This window comes from Pseudomonas sp. 15C, from assembly GCF_055484735.1.
On record NZ_JBUDGD010000026.1, the window covers coordinates 40,380 to 54,518 of the forward strand.

The 14,139-nt window shown below is 61.4% G+C and carries 15 protein-coding genes; 7 read left to right on the forward strand and 8 right to left on the reverse strand.

Features of this window, described 5'->3' with window-relative positions; all coding sequences use genetic code 11:
* Positions 1-82: 82 nt before the first annotated feature.
* Positions 83-376 carry a hypothetical protein gene (locus tag ACYYKW_RS15115; RefSeq protein WP_003226812.1) on the reverse strand — a complete coding sequence of 98 codons (294 nt, stop codon included), beginning with the start codon at positions 374-376 and terminating at the stop codon, positions 83-85.
* Positions 377-433: 57 nt separating this feature from the next.
* A complete protein-coding gene (locus ACYYKW_RS15120) occupies positions 434-1,039 on the reverse strand; it encodes an arylesterase (protein ID WP_464990465.1) in 606 nt (201 codons plus the stop codon).
* A gap of 10 nt (positions 1,040-1,049) precedes the next feature.
* Here ACYYKW_RS15120 and ACYYKW_RS15125 point away from each other — a divergent pair, with 10 nt between their 5' ends.
* Genes ACYYKW_RS15125 through greB form a run of 3 tightly spaced genes read left to right on the forward strand, consistent with a single transcriptional unit; the run spans position 1,050 to position 4,769 of the window.
* Positions 1,050-1,733, forward strand: coding sequence for an ABC transporter ATP-binding protein (locus ACYYKW_RS15125; RefSeq protein ID WP_090284986.1), 684 nt, complete (start codon positions 1,050-1,052; stop codon positions 1,731-1,733).
* Complete coding sequence (locus tag ACYYKW_RS15130) at positions 1,733-4,237, forward strand: ABC transporter permease (RefSeq protein WP_464990466.1); 2,505 nt, start codon at positions 1,733-1,735, stop codon at positions 4,235-4,237. The genes ACYYKW_RS15125 and ACYYKW_RS15130 overlap by 1 nt, the downstream gene beginning before the upstream one ends.
* Before the next feature lie 34 nt (positions 4,238-4,271).
* Complete coding sequence (gene greB / locus ACYYKW_RS15135; protein ID WP_090284991.1) at positions 4,272-4,769, forward strand: transcription elongation factor GreB; 498 nt, start codon at positions 4,272-4,274, stop codon at positions 4,767-4,769.
* 6 nt (positions 4,770-4,775) lie between these two features.
* On the opposite strand, the gene ACYYKW_RS15140 is transcribed toward greB, so the two are convergent.
* The 3 genes from ACYYKW_RS15140 to ACYYKW_RS15150 all read right to left on the reverse strand — a co-directional run bounded on the left by ACYYKW_RS15140 (position 4,776) and on the right by ACYYKW_RS15150 (position 7,301).
* Positions 4,776-5,084 (reverse strand): hypothetical protein, encoded by a 309-nt coding sequence (locus ACYYKW_RS15140; RefSeq protein WP_093099601.1) that lies wholly within the window; start codon positions 5,082-5,084, stop codon positions 4,776-4,778.
* A 248-nt stretch (positions 5,085-5,332) separates the two neighbouring features.
* Entirely contained in the window at positions 5,333-5,767 is a 435-nt protein-coding gene (locus ACYYKW_RS15145; protein ID WP_093099599.1) for a DoxX family protein, read from the reverse strand.
* A 112-nt stretch (positions 5,768-5,879) separates the two neighbouring features.
* Positions 5,880-7,301 carry an MltF family protein gene (locus tag ACYYKW_RS15150; protein ID WP_464990467.1) on the reverse strand — a complete coding sequence of 474 codons (1,422 nt, stop codon included), beginning with the start codon at positions 7,299-7,301 and terminating at the stop codon, positions 5,880-5,882.
* A 224-nt stretch (positions 7,302-7,525) separates the two neighbouring features.
* Here ACYYKW_RS15150 and ACYYKW_RS15155 point away from each other — a divergent pair, with 224 nt between their 5' ends.
* From ACYYKW_RS15155 to ACYYKW_RS15165, 3 genes are all read left to right on the forward strand, one after another.
* The gene (locus tag ACYYKW_RS15155; RefSeq protein ID WP_093099595.1) at positions 7,526-8,332 is read left to right on the forward strand and encodes a TatD family hydrolase; all 807 of its coding nucleotides are present in this window, start codon (positions 7,526-7,528) and stop codon (positions 8,330-8,332) included.
* 216 nt (positions 8,333-8,548) lie between these two features.
* A complete protein-coding gene (locus tag ACYYKW_RS15160) occupies positions 8,549-10,030 on the forward strand; it encodes a methyl-accepting chemotaxis protein (protein ID WP_464990468.1) in 1,482 nt (493 codons plus the stop codon).
* A gap of 213 nt (positions 10,031-10,243) precedes the next feature.
* Entirely contained in the window at positions 10,244-10,609 is a 366-nt protein-coding gene (locus ACYYKW_RS15165; protein WP_007908547.1) for a DUF962 domain-containing protein, read from the forward strand.
* A gap of 1 nt (position 10,610) precedes the next feature.
* Here the strand turns inward: ACYYKW_RS15165 and ACYYKW_RS15170 are convergent, their stop codons facing one another.
* From ACYYKW_RS15170 to ACYYKW_RS15180, 3 genes are all read right to left on the reverse strand, one after another.
* Complete coding sequence (locus ACYYKW_RS15170; RefSeq protein ID WP_093099591.1) at positions 10,611-11,405, reverse strand: acyl-CoA thioesterase; 795 nt, start codon at positions 11,403-11,405, stop codon at positions 10,611-10,613.
* 230 nt (positions 11,406-11,635) lie between these two features.
* Positions 11,636-12,397: a CHAD domain-containing protein gene (locus ACYYKW_RS15175; protein ID WP_464990469.1), complete on the reverse strand. Its 762-nt coding sequence runs from the start codon at positions 12,395-12,397 to the stop codon at positions 11,636-11,638.
* 105 nt (positions 12,398-12,502) lie between these two features.
* Complete coding sequence (locus ACYYKW_RS15180) at positions 12,503-12,781, reverse strand: hypothetical protein (RefSeq protein ID WP_090285007.1); 279 nt, start codon at positions 12,779-12,781, stop codon at positions 12,503-12,505.
* A 214-nt stretch (positions 12,782-12,995) separates the two neighbouring features.
* Here ACYYKW_RS15180 and ACYYKW_RS15185 point away from each other — a divergent pair, with 214 nt between their 5' ends.
* The gene (locus tag ACYYKW_RS15185) at positions 12,996-14,033 is read left to right on the forward strand and encodes a patatin-like phospholipase family protein (RefSeq protein ID WP_336356401.1); all 1,038 of its coding nucleotides are present in this window, start codon (positions 12,996-12,998) and stop codon (positions 14,031-14,033) included.
* The last annotated feature ends 106 nt before the right edge of the window (positions 14,034-14,139 follow it).

Below are 14,139 nucleotides of genomic sequence, written 5' to 3' on the forward strand. Positions count from 1 at the left end.
GGAAGCGAGCCTGCTGGCGAAAGCCGTGTGTCAGCAACGAAAATGTCAGCTGCCGACGCTCGCTCGTTTTGATTTTCAGCGTTCAGAGCTCGAAACGCAGCTCCGGCCAGATCGGCGAGGTGCCGCGCTTCTGCGATTCCAGAATGGCCCGGCACAGCGAACACAGGCGCTGATCCTGGAACACCCGGCGATCCACGCTCGACCAGCGCGGTTGCGCCGGCAACAGACTGCCGCACAGGGTGCGATCGGCCGAACCGCCGAGCTCGAGCTGACGGGTCACCAGATGCACCCGCACTTCCTGGCAGGCGAACAGATCCAGCTGTTCGTCAGGCTCGATCAGTTGGTAGGCGAACAGGGACCAGGCAGGACGCGGCATCGGGGCCTCCGAATAAGGGGGCGCCACATTAGCCGAAACCCTGCCGCTAGAAAAGCCTCATAACAGCGGTTTTAGCGTCGGCCAGACATTTTCCAGCAACTTGCCTTGGGCCCCGGCTGCCGGGTGCAGACCGTCGGCCTGCATCAGGTCCGGATGGCCGCCGACGCCTTCAAGGAAAAACGGCACCAATGGGACCTTTTTATCCTCAGCGAGCTTGCCGTAGACCTCGGCAAACGCATCGGTGTAACGCTTGCCGTAATTGGGCGGCAATTGCATGCCGAGCAGCAGCACCTTTGCGCCAATCTGGCGCGAGCTGTCGATCATCGAGGCAAGATTTTGTTGCAATTGCGTTGGCGGCATTCCGCGCAGGCCGTCATTGCCACCCAGCTCGAGGATCACCAGCTCCGGCTTATGCTCTGCAAGCAGCGCCGGCAGCCGCGCCTGGCCTCCGGCGCTGGTGTCGCCGCTGATGGAGGCATTGACCACTTTGTCGTCGAAACCCTCCTGTTTGAGCCGTTGCTCGAGCAACGATACCCACCCCAGGCGGGTATCCAGTCCGAAACCGGCGCTGATACTATCGCCAACGATCAGGACCGTACCCGCCGCTGCGTTCTGGGCCATGCACATCAAGGCCAGGCCAGCACTCAAAAACCACACTCGCATCGGATTCTCCATGGGCGCAAGCATTCTCACCGCGAAGGACCTCAGCAAAGTGGTAGCCAGCGCGGAAGGTGAACTGACTATCCTGCACGAACTCAGCCTGGAACTGAACAAGGGCGATAGCCTTGCCATCGTCGGCGCCTCAGGTTCCGGCAAATCCACCCTCCTCGGCCTGCTGGCCGGTCTCGATCTGCCGAGCAGCGGCGAAGTGGTGCTCGCCGGGCAAGGCCTGAGCAATCTCGACGAAGATCAGCGCGCGCGCATTCGTGCCGAGCACGTGGGCTTCGTCTTCCAATCGTTTCAACTGCTCGACAGCCTAAATGCGCTGGAAAACGTCATGCTGCCGCTGGAGCTCGACGGCCGCAAAGATGCCCGCGAGCGCGCGACGCAATTGCTTGAGCGTGTCGGTCTCGGCCAGCGCCTGACCCACTCGCCGCGCCAGCTCTCAGGTGGTGAGCAGCAACGCGTAGCCATCGCCCGCGCCTTCGCCGCCGAACCCGACGTGCTGTTCGCCGACGAACCGACCGGCAATCTTGACAGCCACACCGGCGAGCGCATCAGCGATCTGCTGTTCGAGCTGAACAAGGAACGCGGCACGACCCTGGTGCTGGTGACCCACGACGAACGCCTGGCCCATCGTTGCCGGCGCCTGATCCGTCTTGAAGCCGGGCGACTGGTCGCCCCTCTGGAGCCTTGATGGTGCGCCTGCCGCTGTTGCGTCTGTGCAGTCTCGCGATACGCCAACTGTTGCGCGATGCACGCGCAGGCGAGTTGCGTGTGTTGTTTTTTGCGTTGGTAGTGGCCGTGGCGGCAAGTACCGCCATCGGCTACTTCGGTGCCCGCCTGAATGGCGCGATGACCCTGCGCGCCACCGAATTTCTCGGCGCCGATCTGGTGCTGGAGGGCAGCTCACCAGCCCGCGAAGAACAGATCAGGAGCGGCACCGAACTGCGCCTGCAGCATGCGCAGGTGGTGGAGTTCTCCAGTGTTGTCGCGACCGACAACGGCATTCAGTTGTCGAGTATCAAGGCCGTCGACCGCGCCTATCCGTTGCGCGGCGAACTGAAAAGCGCTGCCGCACCCTTCGCGTCCGAAGAAGTGGGCGGCGAACCGCAACCCGGCGAAGCCTGGGTCGAGGCACGCCTGCTGACTGCACTGGATCTGAAAATCGGCGACAGCATCGACGTCGGCATGAAATCCCTGAAGCTGGCGCGGGTGCTGACCTACGAGCCGGATCGCGCCGGCAACTTTTACAGCCTGACGCCGCGAGTGATGATCAACCTCGACGACCTCGCCGCTACCGGTGTGGTGCAACCGGGCAGCCGAGTCAGTTACCGCGAACTGTGGCGCGGTGAACCGCAGGCGCTGGAAACCTATCGGCAACTGATCAAGCCCGGGCTCGCCGCCAATCAGCGGATTCAGGATGCCCGCGACGGCAACCGGCAGATCGGCGGCGCCCTGGGCAAAGCCGAGCGTTATCTCAACATGGCCAGTCTGGTCGCGGTGTTGCTGGCCGGGGTGGCGGTGGCACTGTCGGCCAATCGTTTCGCCAGTCGCCGTTTCGATGCCAGCGCGCTGCTGCGCTGTCTCGGTCTGTCGCGGCGCGAAACCATGCTGTTGTTCAGTATTCAACTGACGGTCCTCGGCCTGCTCGCCGCCCTCAGCGGTGCGCTGCTGGGCTGGCTGGCGCAACTGGGCCTGTTCGCATTGCTGCATGATTTGCTGCCGACCGATGTGCCACCGGGCGGTCTGTTTCCGGCGCTTGCCGGGATCGGCACCGGGCTGGTGGCACTGGCCGGGTTTGCCCTGCCGCCGCTGGCCGCACTGGGTCGCGTGCCACCGCTGCGGGTGTTGCGACGTGACATGCTGCCGATTCCGTCGAGCACCTGGATGGTCTACGGCGCCGCCTTGGGCGCGCTGGGCCTGATCATGTGGCGACTGAGCCTGGATCTGTTGCTGACGTTCGCCCTGCTCGGCGGCGGTGTAATAGCGGCGCTGGCCCTGGGTGGCTTGCTGTTACTGCTGCTGCAAAGCCTGCGGCGCATGCTCGCCCGCGCTTCGTTGCCGTGGCGGCTGGGCCTCGGCCAATTGCTGCGTCATCCTTTGGCTGCGGCGGGTCAGTCATTGGCATTCGGCTTGATTCTGCTGTCGATGGCCTTGATCGCTTTGCTGCGCGGCGAACTGCTCGATACCTGGCAGAACCAGTTGCCGAAAAACGCGCCGAACTATTTCGCGCTGAATATCCTCCCGGGCGACAAACAAGCCTTTACCGATCACCTGATCAAAGTCTCTGCGCAAGCCGCGCCACTCTATCCGGTTGTGCCCGGGCGACTGATCAGCATCAACGGTGAGGCGGTGCAGCAAATCGTCAGCAAGGATTCAGCGGGGGATCGGGCGATTCAACGGGATTTGAGCCTGACCTGGGCGGCGGATCTGCCGGCCGGCAACAAGCTCACCGCCGGTGAATGGTGGAAGGATCAGCCAGACGACGACGTGCCGGGTGTATCGGTCGAAGGCAAAGTCGCCGAAAGTCTCAAACTCAAACTCGGCGATCACATGGTGTTCAGCGTCGGCGGGGTCAACCGTGAAGCGCGAGTGACCAGCCTGCGCGAGATCAACTGGGACAACTTCCAGCCGAACTTCTTCATGATCTTCCAGCCCGGCACCTTGAAGGATCTGCCGGCGACGTACCTGACCAGCTTCTATCTGGCGCCCGGTCATGATCAGCAGATCGTCGAACTGTCGCGGACCTTCCCGGCGGTCACCATTCTTCAGGTCGAGGCGTTGCTTGAGCAACTGCGCAGCATCCTCGCCCAGGTCACTCTGGCGGTGGAATACGTGTTGTTGTTCGTTCTCGCGGCGGGGATGGCGGTGTTGTTTTCCGGCTTGCAGGCGACACTGGATGAACGCATTCGCCAAGGGGCACTGTTGCGGGCGCTGGGGGCCGAGCGGCAATTGCTGATCAAGGCGCGGCGCATCGAATTCGGCTTGCTCGGTGCGGTGAGCGGTTTGCTCGCCGCCATCGGTTCGGAAGTGGTGAGCCTGGTGCTGTATCGCTTTGCCTTCGACCTGCCGTGGCACCCGCATCCGTGGTTGCTGGTGCTGCCATTGATAGGCGCAGTGCTGATCGGCGGTGCCGGTGTGTTCGGCACGCGTCGCGCATTGAACGCCAGCCCACTGACAGTGTTGCGCGAGGGTTGATAGACTCCGGCGGTCTCAATCACAAGAAGTTGCCATGAGCCGTTATCGCCCTCCCCGCACCGCCGGCACCGCGCTGATCACCCCAGAAGGTGAAGCGCGGATGCGCGCCGAATTCCATGAGTTGTGGCATGTGCGCCGCCCCCAAGTGACGCAAGCGGTCAGTGAGGCGGCGGCGCAAGGTGATCGGTCGGAAAACGCCGAGTACACCTACGGCAAAAAAATGCTCCGCGAGATCGACAGCCGCGTGCGCTTTCTCACCAAACGCCTGGAAGCGCTGAAAGTCGTCAGCGAAAAACCCAGCGATCCGAACAAGGTTTACTTCGGCGCCTGGGTGACCATCGAGGACGAAGACGGCAAGCAGTCGCGCTACCGCATCGTCGGCCCGGATGAACTGGACCTGAAACTCGGACTGATCAGCATCGATTCGCCGCTGGCCCGCGCCTTGATAGGCAAGGCGCTGGACGCGGAAGTCCGGGTACAGACGCCGACAGGCGAGCAGTTGGTTTACATCGTTGCGATTGAATATCCGTAAAGCGCTTCAGCGCCGAGTGATCAGACCCTGCCGCGCGACGCGGGTCAGTTGCTTGATCATTTCCGGCGCCTCTTCTGCGCTGGGCGCCTGAATCACCGCCAGATCGAAACTGTCACTGGCAAACCGCGCCAGCGACTCACCGTCGTCAACAAACTGAATCAGGAAGGCGGCAGGACCGCCGCTGCGACGTGGCCAGCCATCGAGATAGCGCAACAGCGTCGGCTGGTGTTTGCCGCCAAGCAGAATTTTTGGATTGCGCTGGGTGATATGCGCCGTGATCGGTGCGGGACGTGCTGGAGGGCGTAGTGCATTCATCGTGTCGTGTCTCTGCCTCAAAAGTCTGCATGGCAGGTGAGAGGCAACACCGAACCAGCGCTTTAGCGGTATTTCGAAGCCCTGTTCCGGCTTCTGACGGCAACTGTCTGAGTCACCTGGCGCCCCGCAAGTAGCTGTTTAAATCGGCGCATGGGCAACATCCTAGATAACGTGACCGACCAGTGTCAAGAATCGCCCGCAACAAAAAAGGCCCGCACAATGCGGGCCTTTGCCTTGAGTTAGAGCGCTCAACCGGCGATGGCACGATCCGCCGAGAGTTTGCCGGCGCCTTCGATCAGCACCGCGATGCTGCCGGCCAGCAAGGCCAGGGCGAACTCGTAACCGTTGTTGGCCATGAACAGACCGTTGCCGATGTGCACCGAGAAGATCGCGACCAGCGAAAGGAACGCCAGACCCAGCGCTGCCGGACGGGTCAGCAGGCCGATGATCAGCGCCAGACCGGCGAAGAATTCGGTACCGCCAGCCAATGTCGCCATCAGGTAGCCTGGCGTCAGGCCGATGCTTTCCATCCATTGGGCAGTGCCCGCCAGACCGTAGCCACCGAACAGGCCGAACAATTTCTGCGAACCGTGGGCGGCGAAGATCACGCCGACAACGATGCGCAGAACAGTCAGGCCGTAGCCAGCGCGGGTGAACAATACTTTGTTGATCAGAGAGCTCATGGGGCGTTCCTTGTTGTTGCGAGAGGTTGTATGTGTTGGTTGGCCGCTATATTAATCGATAAATTTCATGTTAAAAGCGCAAAAAATCCGCCATAATAATCAATTTATTAGATCATTTACGTGTGACGACTTTTTGCGCCCCGGGCTCCAACGACTCCCGTTCCCGGTCGTACGCCAAGTAGTATTTGTTCACACTATTAACATAGCTGACGGCGCCCATCCCCACTTGCTCCATGGCAATGCGCTCGACCTGAAAGAACCATTGATTGGGGTTGAGCCCGCGGCGCCGGGCTTCGGCGCGCATGCCCTGCACACGTTCCGGGCCGATGTTGTACGCCGCGAGGGTGAAGGCCATGCGTTCACGCTCGTTGAGTTTTGGGCTGTTGAAAAACTTGCGGCGGATCATCGCCAGGTACTTGGCCCCGGCCTGCACGTTGGCATCGAGATTCTGGATATTGCTGACGCCGACGCGCTGGGCTGCCGACGGCGTGATCTGCATCAACCCGGTCGGGCCGCTGCCGCTGCGGGCATTGGGTTGCAGACGCGATTCCTTGAACGCCAGCGCTGCCAGATTGAGCCAGTCCATGTTCTGCGCCTGAGCGTGTTTCTGCAGGGTCGGGCGCAGTTTTTCCAGACGCTGGCGGTCAGCCTTCGCCAACGGATAGTGGACCTGGTACAGGCGTCGATAGATGCGCAGAAACGCGGCGTCTTCGTTGGAGGGCTTCTTGTAGCCGCTCAGAAAGCGGTCGATGCTGGCGCGCAACATCGAGGCATCGCGGCGCACGAACCAGTGCTCCTCCCCCGGCTCGCTGATGACCAGTTGCCGGTCAAGACGCAGTTTCGGCAGAATCTTGCCCCAGCGTTCGGCAATCGGCTGTTCGACGATAGTCAGGTGAAAGATTCCGCCCTGAACCATTTCCAGCACATCTTCCACGGCCAGCGTCGGATCGACCCATTCGATATTGATGGGCGCCAGTTTGTGCAGCGCCAGTTTCTGATTGAGCTGACTGACCGCCTCCCCCGCCGCGCTGCCGGTGGGTAACGCCAGGGTCTTGCCGGACAGTTGTTCGACTTTGGTGTAGCGCCGCTGGCCCTTGATGCCGACCAGTACCAACGGCACGTCACGGGCGATCGGCTCGCTACTGGAAACCGCATAACCACTCGGCAAGTCCATCAATTCACCAGGCGCGACCATATCGCCTTCGCCACGCTGCAACGCGCCGAGCAACTGGTCCTTGGCCTTGGGAATGATCTTCAGGGTGACTTCCTGGCCATCGCGAGCATGGCCATTGAGGTATTGCTCGAAGGCGCGCAGGCGATGGTATTCGACGCCGATGGCCTGGCCTTGAACCTCACCGGAGCTGTTGCGGCTCTGATTGACCAGCACGCGCAGGACGCGGCTGCTGCGGATCTCCGACAAGTCCCGGACCTTGGCTGCCGGCACTGCCTGCAACGGCCCGGGCAAGCGCGCGGCCGCCGTCAGCGGCAGCAGCAGCGAGGCGCACAAGAGCAGCAAAACCGAGGGACGATGCATCCACTCTCCGAAAAGAATACGGGGTGATTTCAGCTGAAATCACCGACGAAAACAGAGCGCCTGGAGCGCTGGTAAAGTGCGAGAGACTGGCACAGTGATGGCATTGTCGCCACCCCGGAACTCTCGCGGCCTCAACAGACAGCCATAAGTCGTTGTAGTTCTTGGCTTTTCTTATGAATCTACAGCTCTGGTATGCTTTCCGGCCTTCGGCCCGAGGTAGCACCATGCAACTCATCGATATCGGCGTCAACCTGACCAACCCCAGTTTCGCCGACAAACACGCGGCGGTGCTCGAGCGCGCCTACGCGGCCGGCGTCTGCCAACTGGTGCTGACCGGCACCAGCGTCGAAGGCAGCGAACAGGCGCTGGAGCTGTGTCAGCAACTGGATGCCAGCGCCCAGCGGCTGTTCGCCACCGCCGGCATTCATCCGCATTCGGCCAGCGACTGGAATGCCGACAGCGCGCGACGCCTGCGCAGTCTGCTCAACGAAGCCAATGTGGTCGCGGTGGGCGAATGCGGGCTGGACTTCAACCGTGATTTCTCGCCGCGCCCGCAGCAGGAAAAAGTCCTCGAAGAGCATCTGGCGCTGGCCGTCGAGCTGCAATTGCCGGTGTTCCTGCACGAGCGTGATGCCAACCAGCGCCTACTGGAGATCCTCAAGGATTTTCGCGATCAACTGCCCGCCGCCGTGGTGCATTGCTTCACTGGCGAGCGCAAGGCGTTGTTCAGTTACCTCGACCTCGATCTGCACATCGGCATTACCGGCTGGATCTGCGACGAGCGCCGCGGCACGCACTTGCATCCGCTGGTGAAAGAGATCAAACGCGGGCGCTTGATGCTGGAAAGCGATGCGCCCTATCTGCTGCCACGCACGTTGCGACCGAAGCCGAAAAACGGCCGCAATGAACCGGCCTATCTGACCGAAGTGCTGCGCGAAGTGGCGCTGCATCGTGGTGAAAGCGAAGAGGATCTGGCGGCGCATACCACCGCCTGTGCGCGGGCGTTTTTCAACCTGCCCCCCCTTCCCTGACACACCCGAAACCCCATGTAGGAGTGAGCCTGCTCGCGATGGCGGTGGGTCAGTCAACGGATTTCTTGCCTGATATTCCGCTATCGCGAGCAGGCTCACTCCTACATAAAAGCGGGACCGCGTCGTCTGTTGATTCATATCAAGGTCTTCGCGCCTGCATAGCGGCACAATTATGGCACCTTGCCAAAACTGTTTCCGCTATCAGAGAAGACCTCCATGGGTGCCTGGCTTAGCAATATCTCGCTGAAATACAAATTCTGGGCGGTCAATGCGGTCGCCTTTGTCACCACCCTGCTGCTGGTGTTGTATGCCGTGCAGCTCGAACAACAAGCTCGCAATCATGCCGCTCAAGCGTCCGCGCAGGCGCAAGCGCAGTTACTCAAGGCCTGGCCACCGGGCCAGCCGCTGCCTCAGGTCGAGCAGGTGCTGACCTTCAAACGCGGCGAAGCACCGCGGCTCAACGGTCAGCCGCTGCTGGAGATCACCGGCAGCAACGGCTGGAACGAGATCAACGCCCTGCCCTTGTTCGGCGAGAACCCGTTGCTGGGCGCCGAGGTGTTCAGTCGCGCTGATGGCGAACAGGTTGCGGTGATCGCCTATGGACCGAGCCTGAGCCAAGTGTTCCGCGAGCGTTTTACCCATTACGCGGTAGCGGTGTTCATCCTGATGCTGGCAATGCTCGGCGCCTCGCAATTGCTGATCCGCTTTTTGCTCAGCCAGCTCAACACCCTCAAAGACGTCATGCTGCATGTCGAGAAAAGTGGCGATCTCAGCGCGCGGGTGCCGCTGGCCGGCAAAGATGAAGTCGGGCAAATGGCCAATGCGTTCAACGCCATGCAGGCCGGCTATCAGCGCGTGGTCAGCACCGTCGCCAATACAGCGCGGCAGCTGGATGTCGGCGCCGCGCGACTGGCGTCGAGCATGAACGAGGTGCGCCACGGCATGCTCGGCCAGCAGAGCGAGACCGATCAGGCAGCCACCGCGATCAACGAAATGACCGCCACGGTTTACCACATCGCCCAACACGCTGGCGCCACCCGCGACCTGTCCAAGTCCGCCGACGGCCTGGCCGGCAGCGGCCAGCAAGTGGTCGCCCGGGTGCAGCATTCGATCGCCGGTTTATCCAGCGGCGTGCAGCAGACCGCGCAAATGATTCAACGCCTGGCCGAAGACAGTCAGAAGATCAACGGTGTGGTCAGCGTGATTCACAGCATCGCCGAACAGACCAACCTGCTCGCCCTGAACGCGGCCATCGAAGCCGCGCGCGCCGGTGAGATGGGCCGGGGGTTTGCGGTGGTCGCCGATGAGGTGCGCAACCTCGCCAAACGAGTGCAGGCCTCAACCGACGAGATCACCACCATGGTTTCCGCATTGCAGGCCGGTACCCGTGATGCGGTGGATTTCATGCAGGAGAGTTCATACAAGGCCGACGATTGCGTGCAGCAGGCGCAGGAGGCTGGCGAGGCGCTGGCGGAAATTACCGGAGCAGTGGCGCAGATGCGCGAGAGCAACACGCAGATAGCCGTGGCGGCGGAACAGCAGAGCCAGGTCGCCGAGGAAATGAACCGGGCGGTGGTGAGCATCCGCGATGTAACCGAAAACACCGTGCAGCAGACGGTGGACTCGGCGACCACCAGTAACAAGTTGGCGACGTTGGCCGGGGAACTCAACAAGGCGATCGGGCAGTTGAAACTCTGAAGGCCCTATCGCCAGCAGGCTGGCTCCCACATTGGATTTGTGTCGTGAACGAATGACCTGTGGGAGCTAGCCTGCTAGCGATGGCGCCAGCCAAGACAACATCAAATCCGGCGATGACGCCTATCACTCCCATAGCCAACCTTGATTCGTCGCCCTGCGCGCCTGGGCCTATTCTTCAACCATGAGTTCAAACATGGATCGAGGAGTAGCAACATGGGCAAACGTCACCCCAACCTTCCCGCGTGGCAATGGCGCGCCTACCCCGGCAATCACCAACACCCGACCAATCTGGTGCTGCACCTGATCGCGGTACCGTTGTTCATCGTGGCGTTTCTGCTGATCGTGTCCGGGGTGTTCAGCCTGAGTCTGGCGAGCGTGGCCATCGGCGTGATCGGGATTGTCGCGGCGCTGGGTCTTCAGCGCCACGGCCACAGCCTGGAGGCGCAAGCCTCCGAGCCGTTCAGTGATCGCAAAGATGCGGTATCGCGTTTGCTGGTCGAGCAGTTTCTGACCTTTCCGCGATTCTTTTTAAGTGGCGGCTGGTGGCGCGCCTGGCGTGAGCGCCACCGCCGGCATTGACTCAGGCGAAGATCGTTACGGTTTGCCGGCTCATGGCAATCAACTCGCCTTTCGCGCTCCACAGCTTGGCCGCAACGTGGCCATAACCGTCGGCGGCGTACTCGATATCGGCCAGGTACTGGCACCAGTCCAGCGTGCTCAAATCGTGTAACGGCTGCACGAACTCGATCGTCCAGGTCAGCGTGCTGCCCGGTGCAGGTTTCTTCAGATACGGCAACAGCGCCGGCGGCCAGGCATCGACCAGCGCCAGCAGATGCGCCTCGTTGACCGGCTCTTCCTTGACATCTCCACGCAAGCGTACCCAACCGCCCATCAAGCGCGACGCAATGCCGGTGAACGGCATGCCGCCGACGCTCCAGCGCATCGCCAGGTGCCGCATGAATTCCGGGGTCACGCTTTTGATGTACGGCAACTCCTGGCATTCGTCCCAGTGTTTCATCGACGGCGCCGGATACGCTTCAACCGCTACTTCCGAAGGCCGCGAGGCACCGAAGCTGCCTTGCACGATCGTTACCACCTGACCGTTCTGCAACGCCCGCCCCAACACCTGGCTGACGGCTTTGCCTTCACGCAACACTTCCACTTCGAAGCTCACCGGCACGCCCGGCTCAACCGGGCCGACGAAGGTGATCGCCAGCGAACGCACCGGGCGCTCCGCCGGCACTTTGCCGCGCATGGCTTCATATTGCAGCGCAGCCACCAGCCCGCCAAAACTGGCCCGGCCCTGACCCCATTCGGCAGGAATCGTCACTTCAGGTTGTTGGCGGACAGCATCGAGCAAATCGCAAAAGCGCATGGCAACCTCGGCAAGCGGAAAAGGGATGCACGGATCTTAACCAGACCCGCCGCGCGCCGCAGCGTCTATTCCGGTCAAATGGACTGACAGAAAGGCCTAGGTGCCATATACAGCCCAAAGCCTTCTGTAGGAGTGAGCCTGCTCGCGATAGCGGTCGGACATTCAACGATGTGCTGGCTGACAGATTGCTATCGCGAGCAGGCTCACTCCTACAGGGGATCGGTGTTGTTTCAGGAATGTTTGAAGCAGTCTGTATCGAGTTTTTCCAGCACTTGATCGGCCTTCAGCTCTGCCTTGATCAACCCCGCCTGCCAAGTGGCGACACACGGTTGCAGATCCGCTTCCAGCTCGGCCTTCGCCAGCCACTGCCAGCAATCGTGCCAGTCACCCAACGCACCCTGGGCAGACTTCAAGCGCTTGTAGGCTGCCGCGGGCAAGCGGTCCAGTTCGGGATAAGCTTCGATGCCATAGCGCACGCGTTTGATCAACAGACGCAAGCGATGGCGGTCATGGGCGGGATCGTGCAGCGCTTCATCGAGTTTCTGCCATTGCTTGCCCAAGCGTTTTTCGATGCGTTTATCCAGGCCCTTGAGCAAGCCCTGACGCTGGGAAGCACGCAGGAAACGCGGAAACGCATCGAGGATCATCATCAACGACGCCACTTCGTTGCTCGCAGCCAACGCCGGATAGGCTTCGGCCATCTGCACCATGCGCCGCTCGGCGGCTTGCGGCTGATCATGTTTGAGCAGATACGCCGCCAGCACTTCGCGATCGCGCCACGGCGTGGTCAGTTCACCGACTGCAGACGCCGCGCCTTCAAGCTGCTCGACACCCGGCAAGCCGCGCAGCGGCCGCAACAGACTGCGCAACCGTCGCACGGTGGTACGCAAATCGTGCAGCGCCTCAGGATCGGTTCTCGCCGTCATGCGCGCCTGGCAGGCCAGCAATCGCACTTCCAGACTCAGGATATGAGCCACCAACCGGTCAATCATGGGGTCTACTCCGTAGACAGCTGCAAGCTCCTAGCTGCAAGCTGCAAGCTGAGCCCGTACTGGCTTGAGCTTGCGGCTTGCAGCTCGAAACTTGCAGCTGCTGTTTTAACGTCCTGCGCGGGATTCGCGGATGTAGAAACGCGCTTTTTCGGCTTTCTTGCTGCAGCCCTCGAAGCCTTCGAATTGCTGCTGGGTCTTGGCTGCGGTCAGCAGCGACAAGGCTTTGGAATAACTGACGGTGCCGGCAAAGCCTTCGGCCTTGGCCAGGTCCAACTCATGCCAGGCGGCGTCGAGCTGGCTGCCACAGCTGTCGCGGTAAGCCGTTTTACCGGCGCAACCGGCCAATGCCAACGCCAACAACGGCACACAGATCCAGGCTTTCATCACTCACACCTCAAAGTAGGTCAACAGTCGTGCAGGTAAGACGGTCAGGCGGGGAAAAAGTGCCTTGCCGGCGCATGAAACAAGCGGCTGAAGGATAGCGCTGAAGCGCGAGGCAAGGGCAAAAAAACGACGTCACCGCCGCGCTCAGCGACCTCGACGATTGAGCCAGCCCGGCGATCAGTGCATTGTGCAAGCTTGCCGGGGAGGAAGCTGGATGAAAAAACGAGTCGCACTGGTGTTGGGTTCCGGTGGCGCCCGGGGCTATGCCCATATCGGCGTCATCGAAGAAATCGAAAGACGCGGTTACGAAATCGCCTGCATCGCCGGCTGTTCGATGGGTGCGGTGGTCGGCGGAATCTACGCTGCGGGCAAGCTCGACGAGTACCGCAACTGGATCGAACGCCTCGACTACCTCGATGTGCTGCGGCTGGTCGACGTGAGCTTTCGCCTCGGCGCGATTCGCGGCGAAAAAGTCTTCGGGCAGATCCGCAAGATCGTCGGCGAGATCAATATCGAAGATTTGCGCATCCCCTATACCGCCGTCGCCGCCGACCTCACCAATCAACAGGAGATCTGGTTTCAGGAAGGCTGTTTGCATCAGGCAATGCGCGCCTCGGCGGCGATTCCCAGCCTGTTCACGCCGGTGATGCAGGGCAATCGTATGCTGGTCGACGGCGGCATTCTCAATCCATTGCCGATCGTGCCGGTGGTGTCGAGCCACTGTGATCTGATCATCGCGGTCAATCTCAATGCAACCAACCAGCGCCAATACAAACTGCCGATCATTGAACGCCCGCCAGCGTTCCGCTCGCGTTTTGACAGCCTTATCAATTCGCTGGGTTCGAAGCTGCCGTTCCGCCGCACACAGGCGGAGCAATTATTGAAGCTCGAACAGGAAGCGCTGCGCGCCGAAGCGGCCGCCATCAATCCCTGGCTCGAAGGCGCCGAACCGGAAAGCCAGCAACCGGCCGCCGCGCCCGAGCGTGAGGGCGCGCCGAAATCGGCGACGGGTTCGTTCATCATCGACAACGTCGGGCCGGCCTCGCTGCTCGATCTGATCAACCAGAGTTTCGAGGTGATGCAGACCTCACTGGCGCAGTACAAGATCGCCGGGTACCCGCCGGATATCCTGATCAACGTGCCGAAACGCGTGTGCCGGTTTTTCGAGTTCTACAAGGCGCCGGAACTGATCGCGCTGGGGCGGGAGATTGCCAGCGATACACTGGATCGGTATGAGCAGGAGCAGGGTTGATTACCTGAAGCTGTGGGTGAATGTTCCAGCCTCATCGCGGGCAAGCCCGCTCCCACAGGGTTCTCGGCGGGAAATGAAATCTGGGTCATACATAGCTCATTGTGGG

Coding starts and splice junctions, on each gene's coding strand:
- ACYYKW_RS15130 (WP_464990466.1), top strand. CDS start 1,733: ATGGTGCGCCTGCCGCTGTTGCGTCTGTGCAGTCTCGCGATACGCCAA.
- ACYYKW_RS15160 (WP_464990468.1), top strand. CDS start 8,549: ATGGGTGCCTGGCTTAGCAATATCTCGCTGAAATACAAATTCTGGGCG.
- ACYYKW_RS15115 (WP_003226812.1), bottom strand. CDS start 376: ATGCCGCGTCCTGCCTGGTCCCTGTTCGCCTACCAACTGATCGAGCCT.
- ACYYKW_RS15150 (WP_464990467.1), bottom strand. CDS start 7,301: ATGCATCGTCCCTCGGTTTTGCTGCTCTTGTGCGCCTCGCTGCTGCTG.
- ACYYKW_RS15185 (WP_336356401.1), top strand. CDS start 12,996: ATGAAAAAACGAGTCGCACTGGTGTTGGGTTCCGGTGGCGCCCGGGGC.
- ACYYKW_RS15125 (WP_090284986.1), top strand. CDS start 1,050: ATGGGCGCAAGCATTCTCACCGCGAAGGACCTCAGCAAAGTGGTAGCC.
- ACYYKW_RS15170 (WP_093099591.1), bottom strand. CDS start 11,405: ATGCGCTTTTGCGATTTGCTCGATGCTGTCCGCCAACAACCTGAAGTG.
- ACYYKW_RS15165 (WP_007908547.1), top strand. CDS start 10,244: ATGGGCAAACGTCACCCCAACCTTCCCGCGTGGCAATGGCGCGCCTAC.
- ACYYKW_RS15180 (WP_090285007.1), bottom strand. CDS start 12,781: ATGAAAGCCTGGATCTGTGTGCCGTTGTTGGCGTTGGCATTGGCCGGT.
- ACYYKW_RS15120 (WP_464990465.1), bottom strand. CDS start 1,039: ATGCGAGTGTGGTTTTTGAGTGCTGGCCTGGCCTTGATGTGCATGGCC.
- ACYYKW_RS15140 (WP_093099601.1), bottom strand. CDS start 5,084: ATGAATGCACTACGCCCTCCAGCACGTCCCGCACCGATCACGGCGCAT.
- ACYYKW_RS15155 (WP_093099595.1), top strand. CDS start 7,526: ATGCAACTCATCGATATCGGCGTCAACCTGACCAACCCCAGTTTCGCC.
- greB (WP_090284991.1), top strand. CDS start 4,272: ATGAGCCGTTATCGCCCTCCCCGCACCGCCGGCACCGCGCTGATCACC.
- ACYYKW_RS15175 (WP_464990469.1), bottom strand. CDS start 12,397: ATGATTGACCGGTTGGTGGCTCATATCCTGAGTCTGGAAGTGCGATTG.
- ACYYKW_RS15145 (WP_093099599.1), bottom strand. CDS start 5,767: ATGAGCTCTCTGATCAACAAAGTATTGTTCACCCGCGCTGGCTACGGC.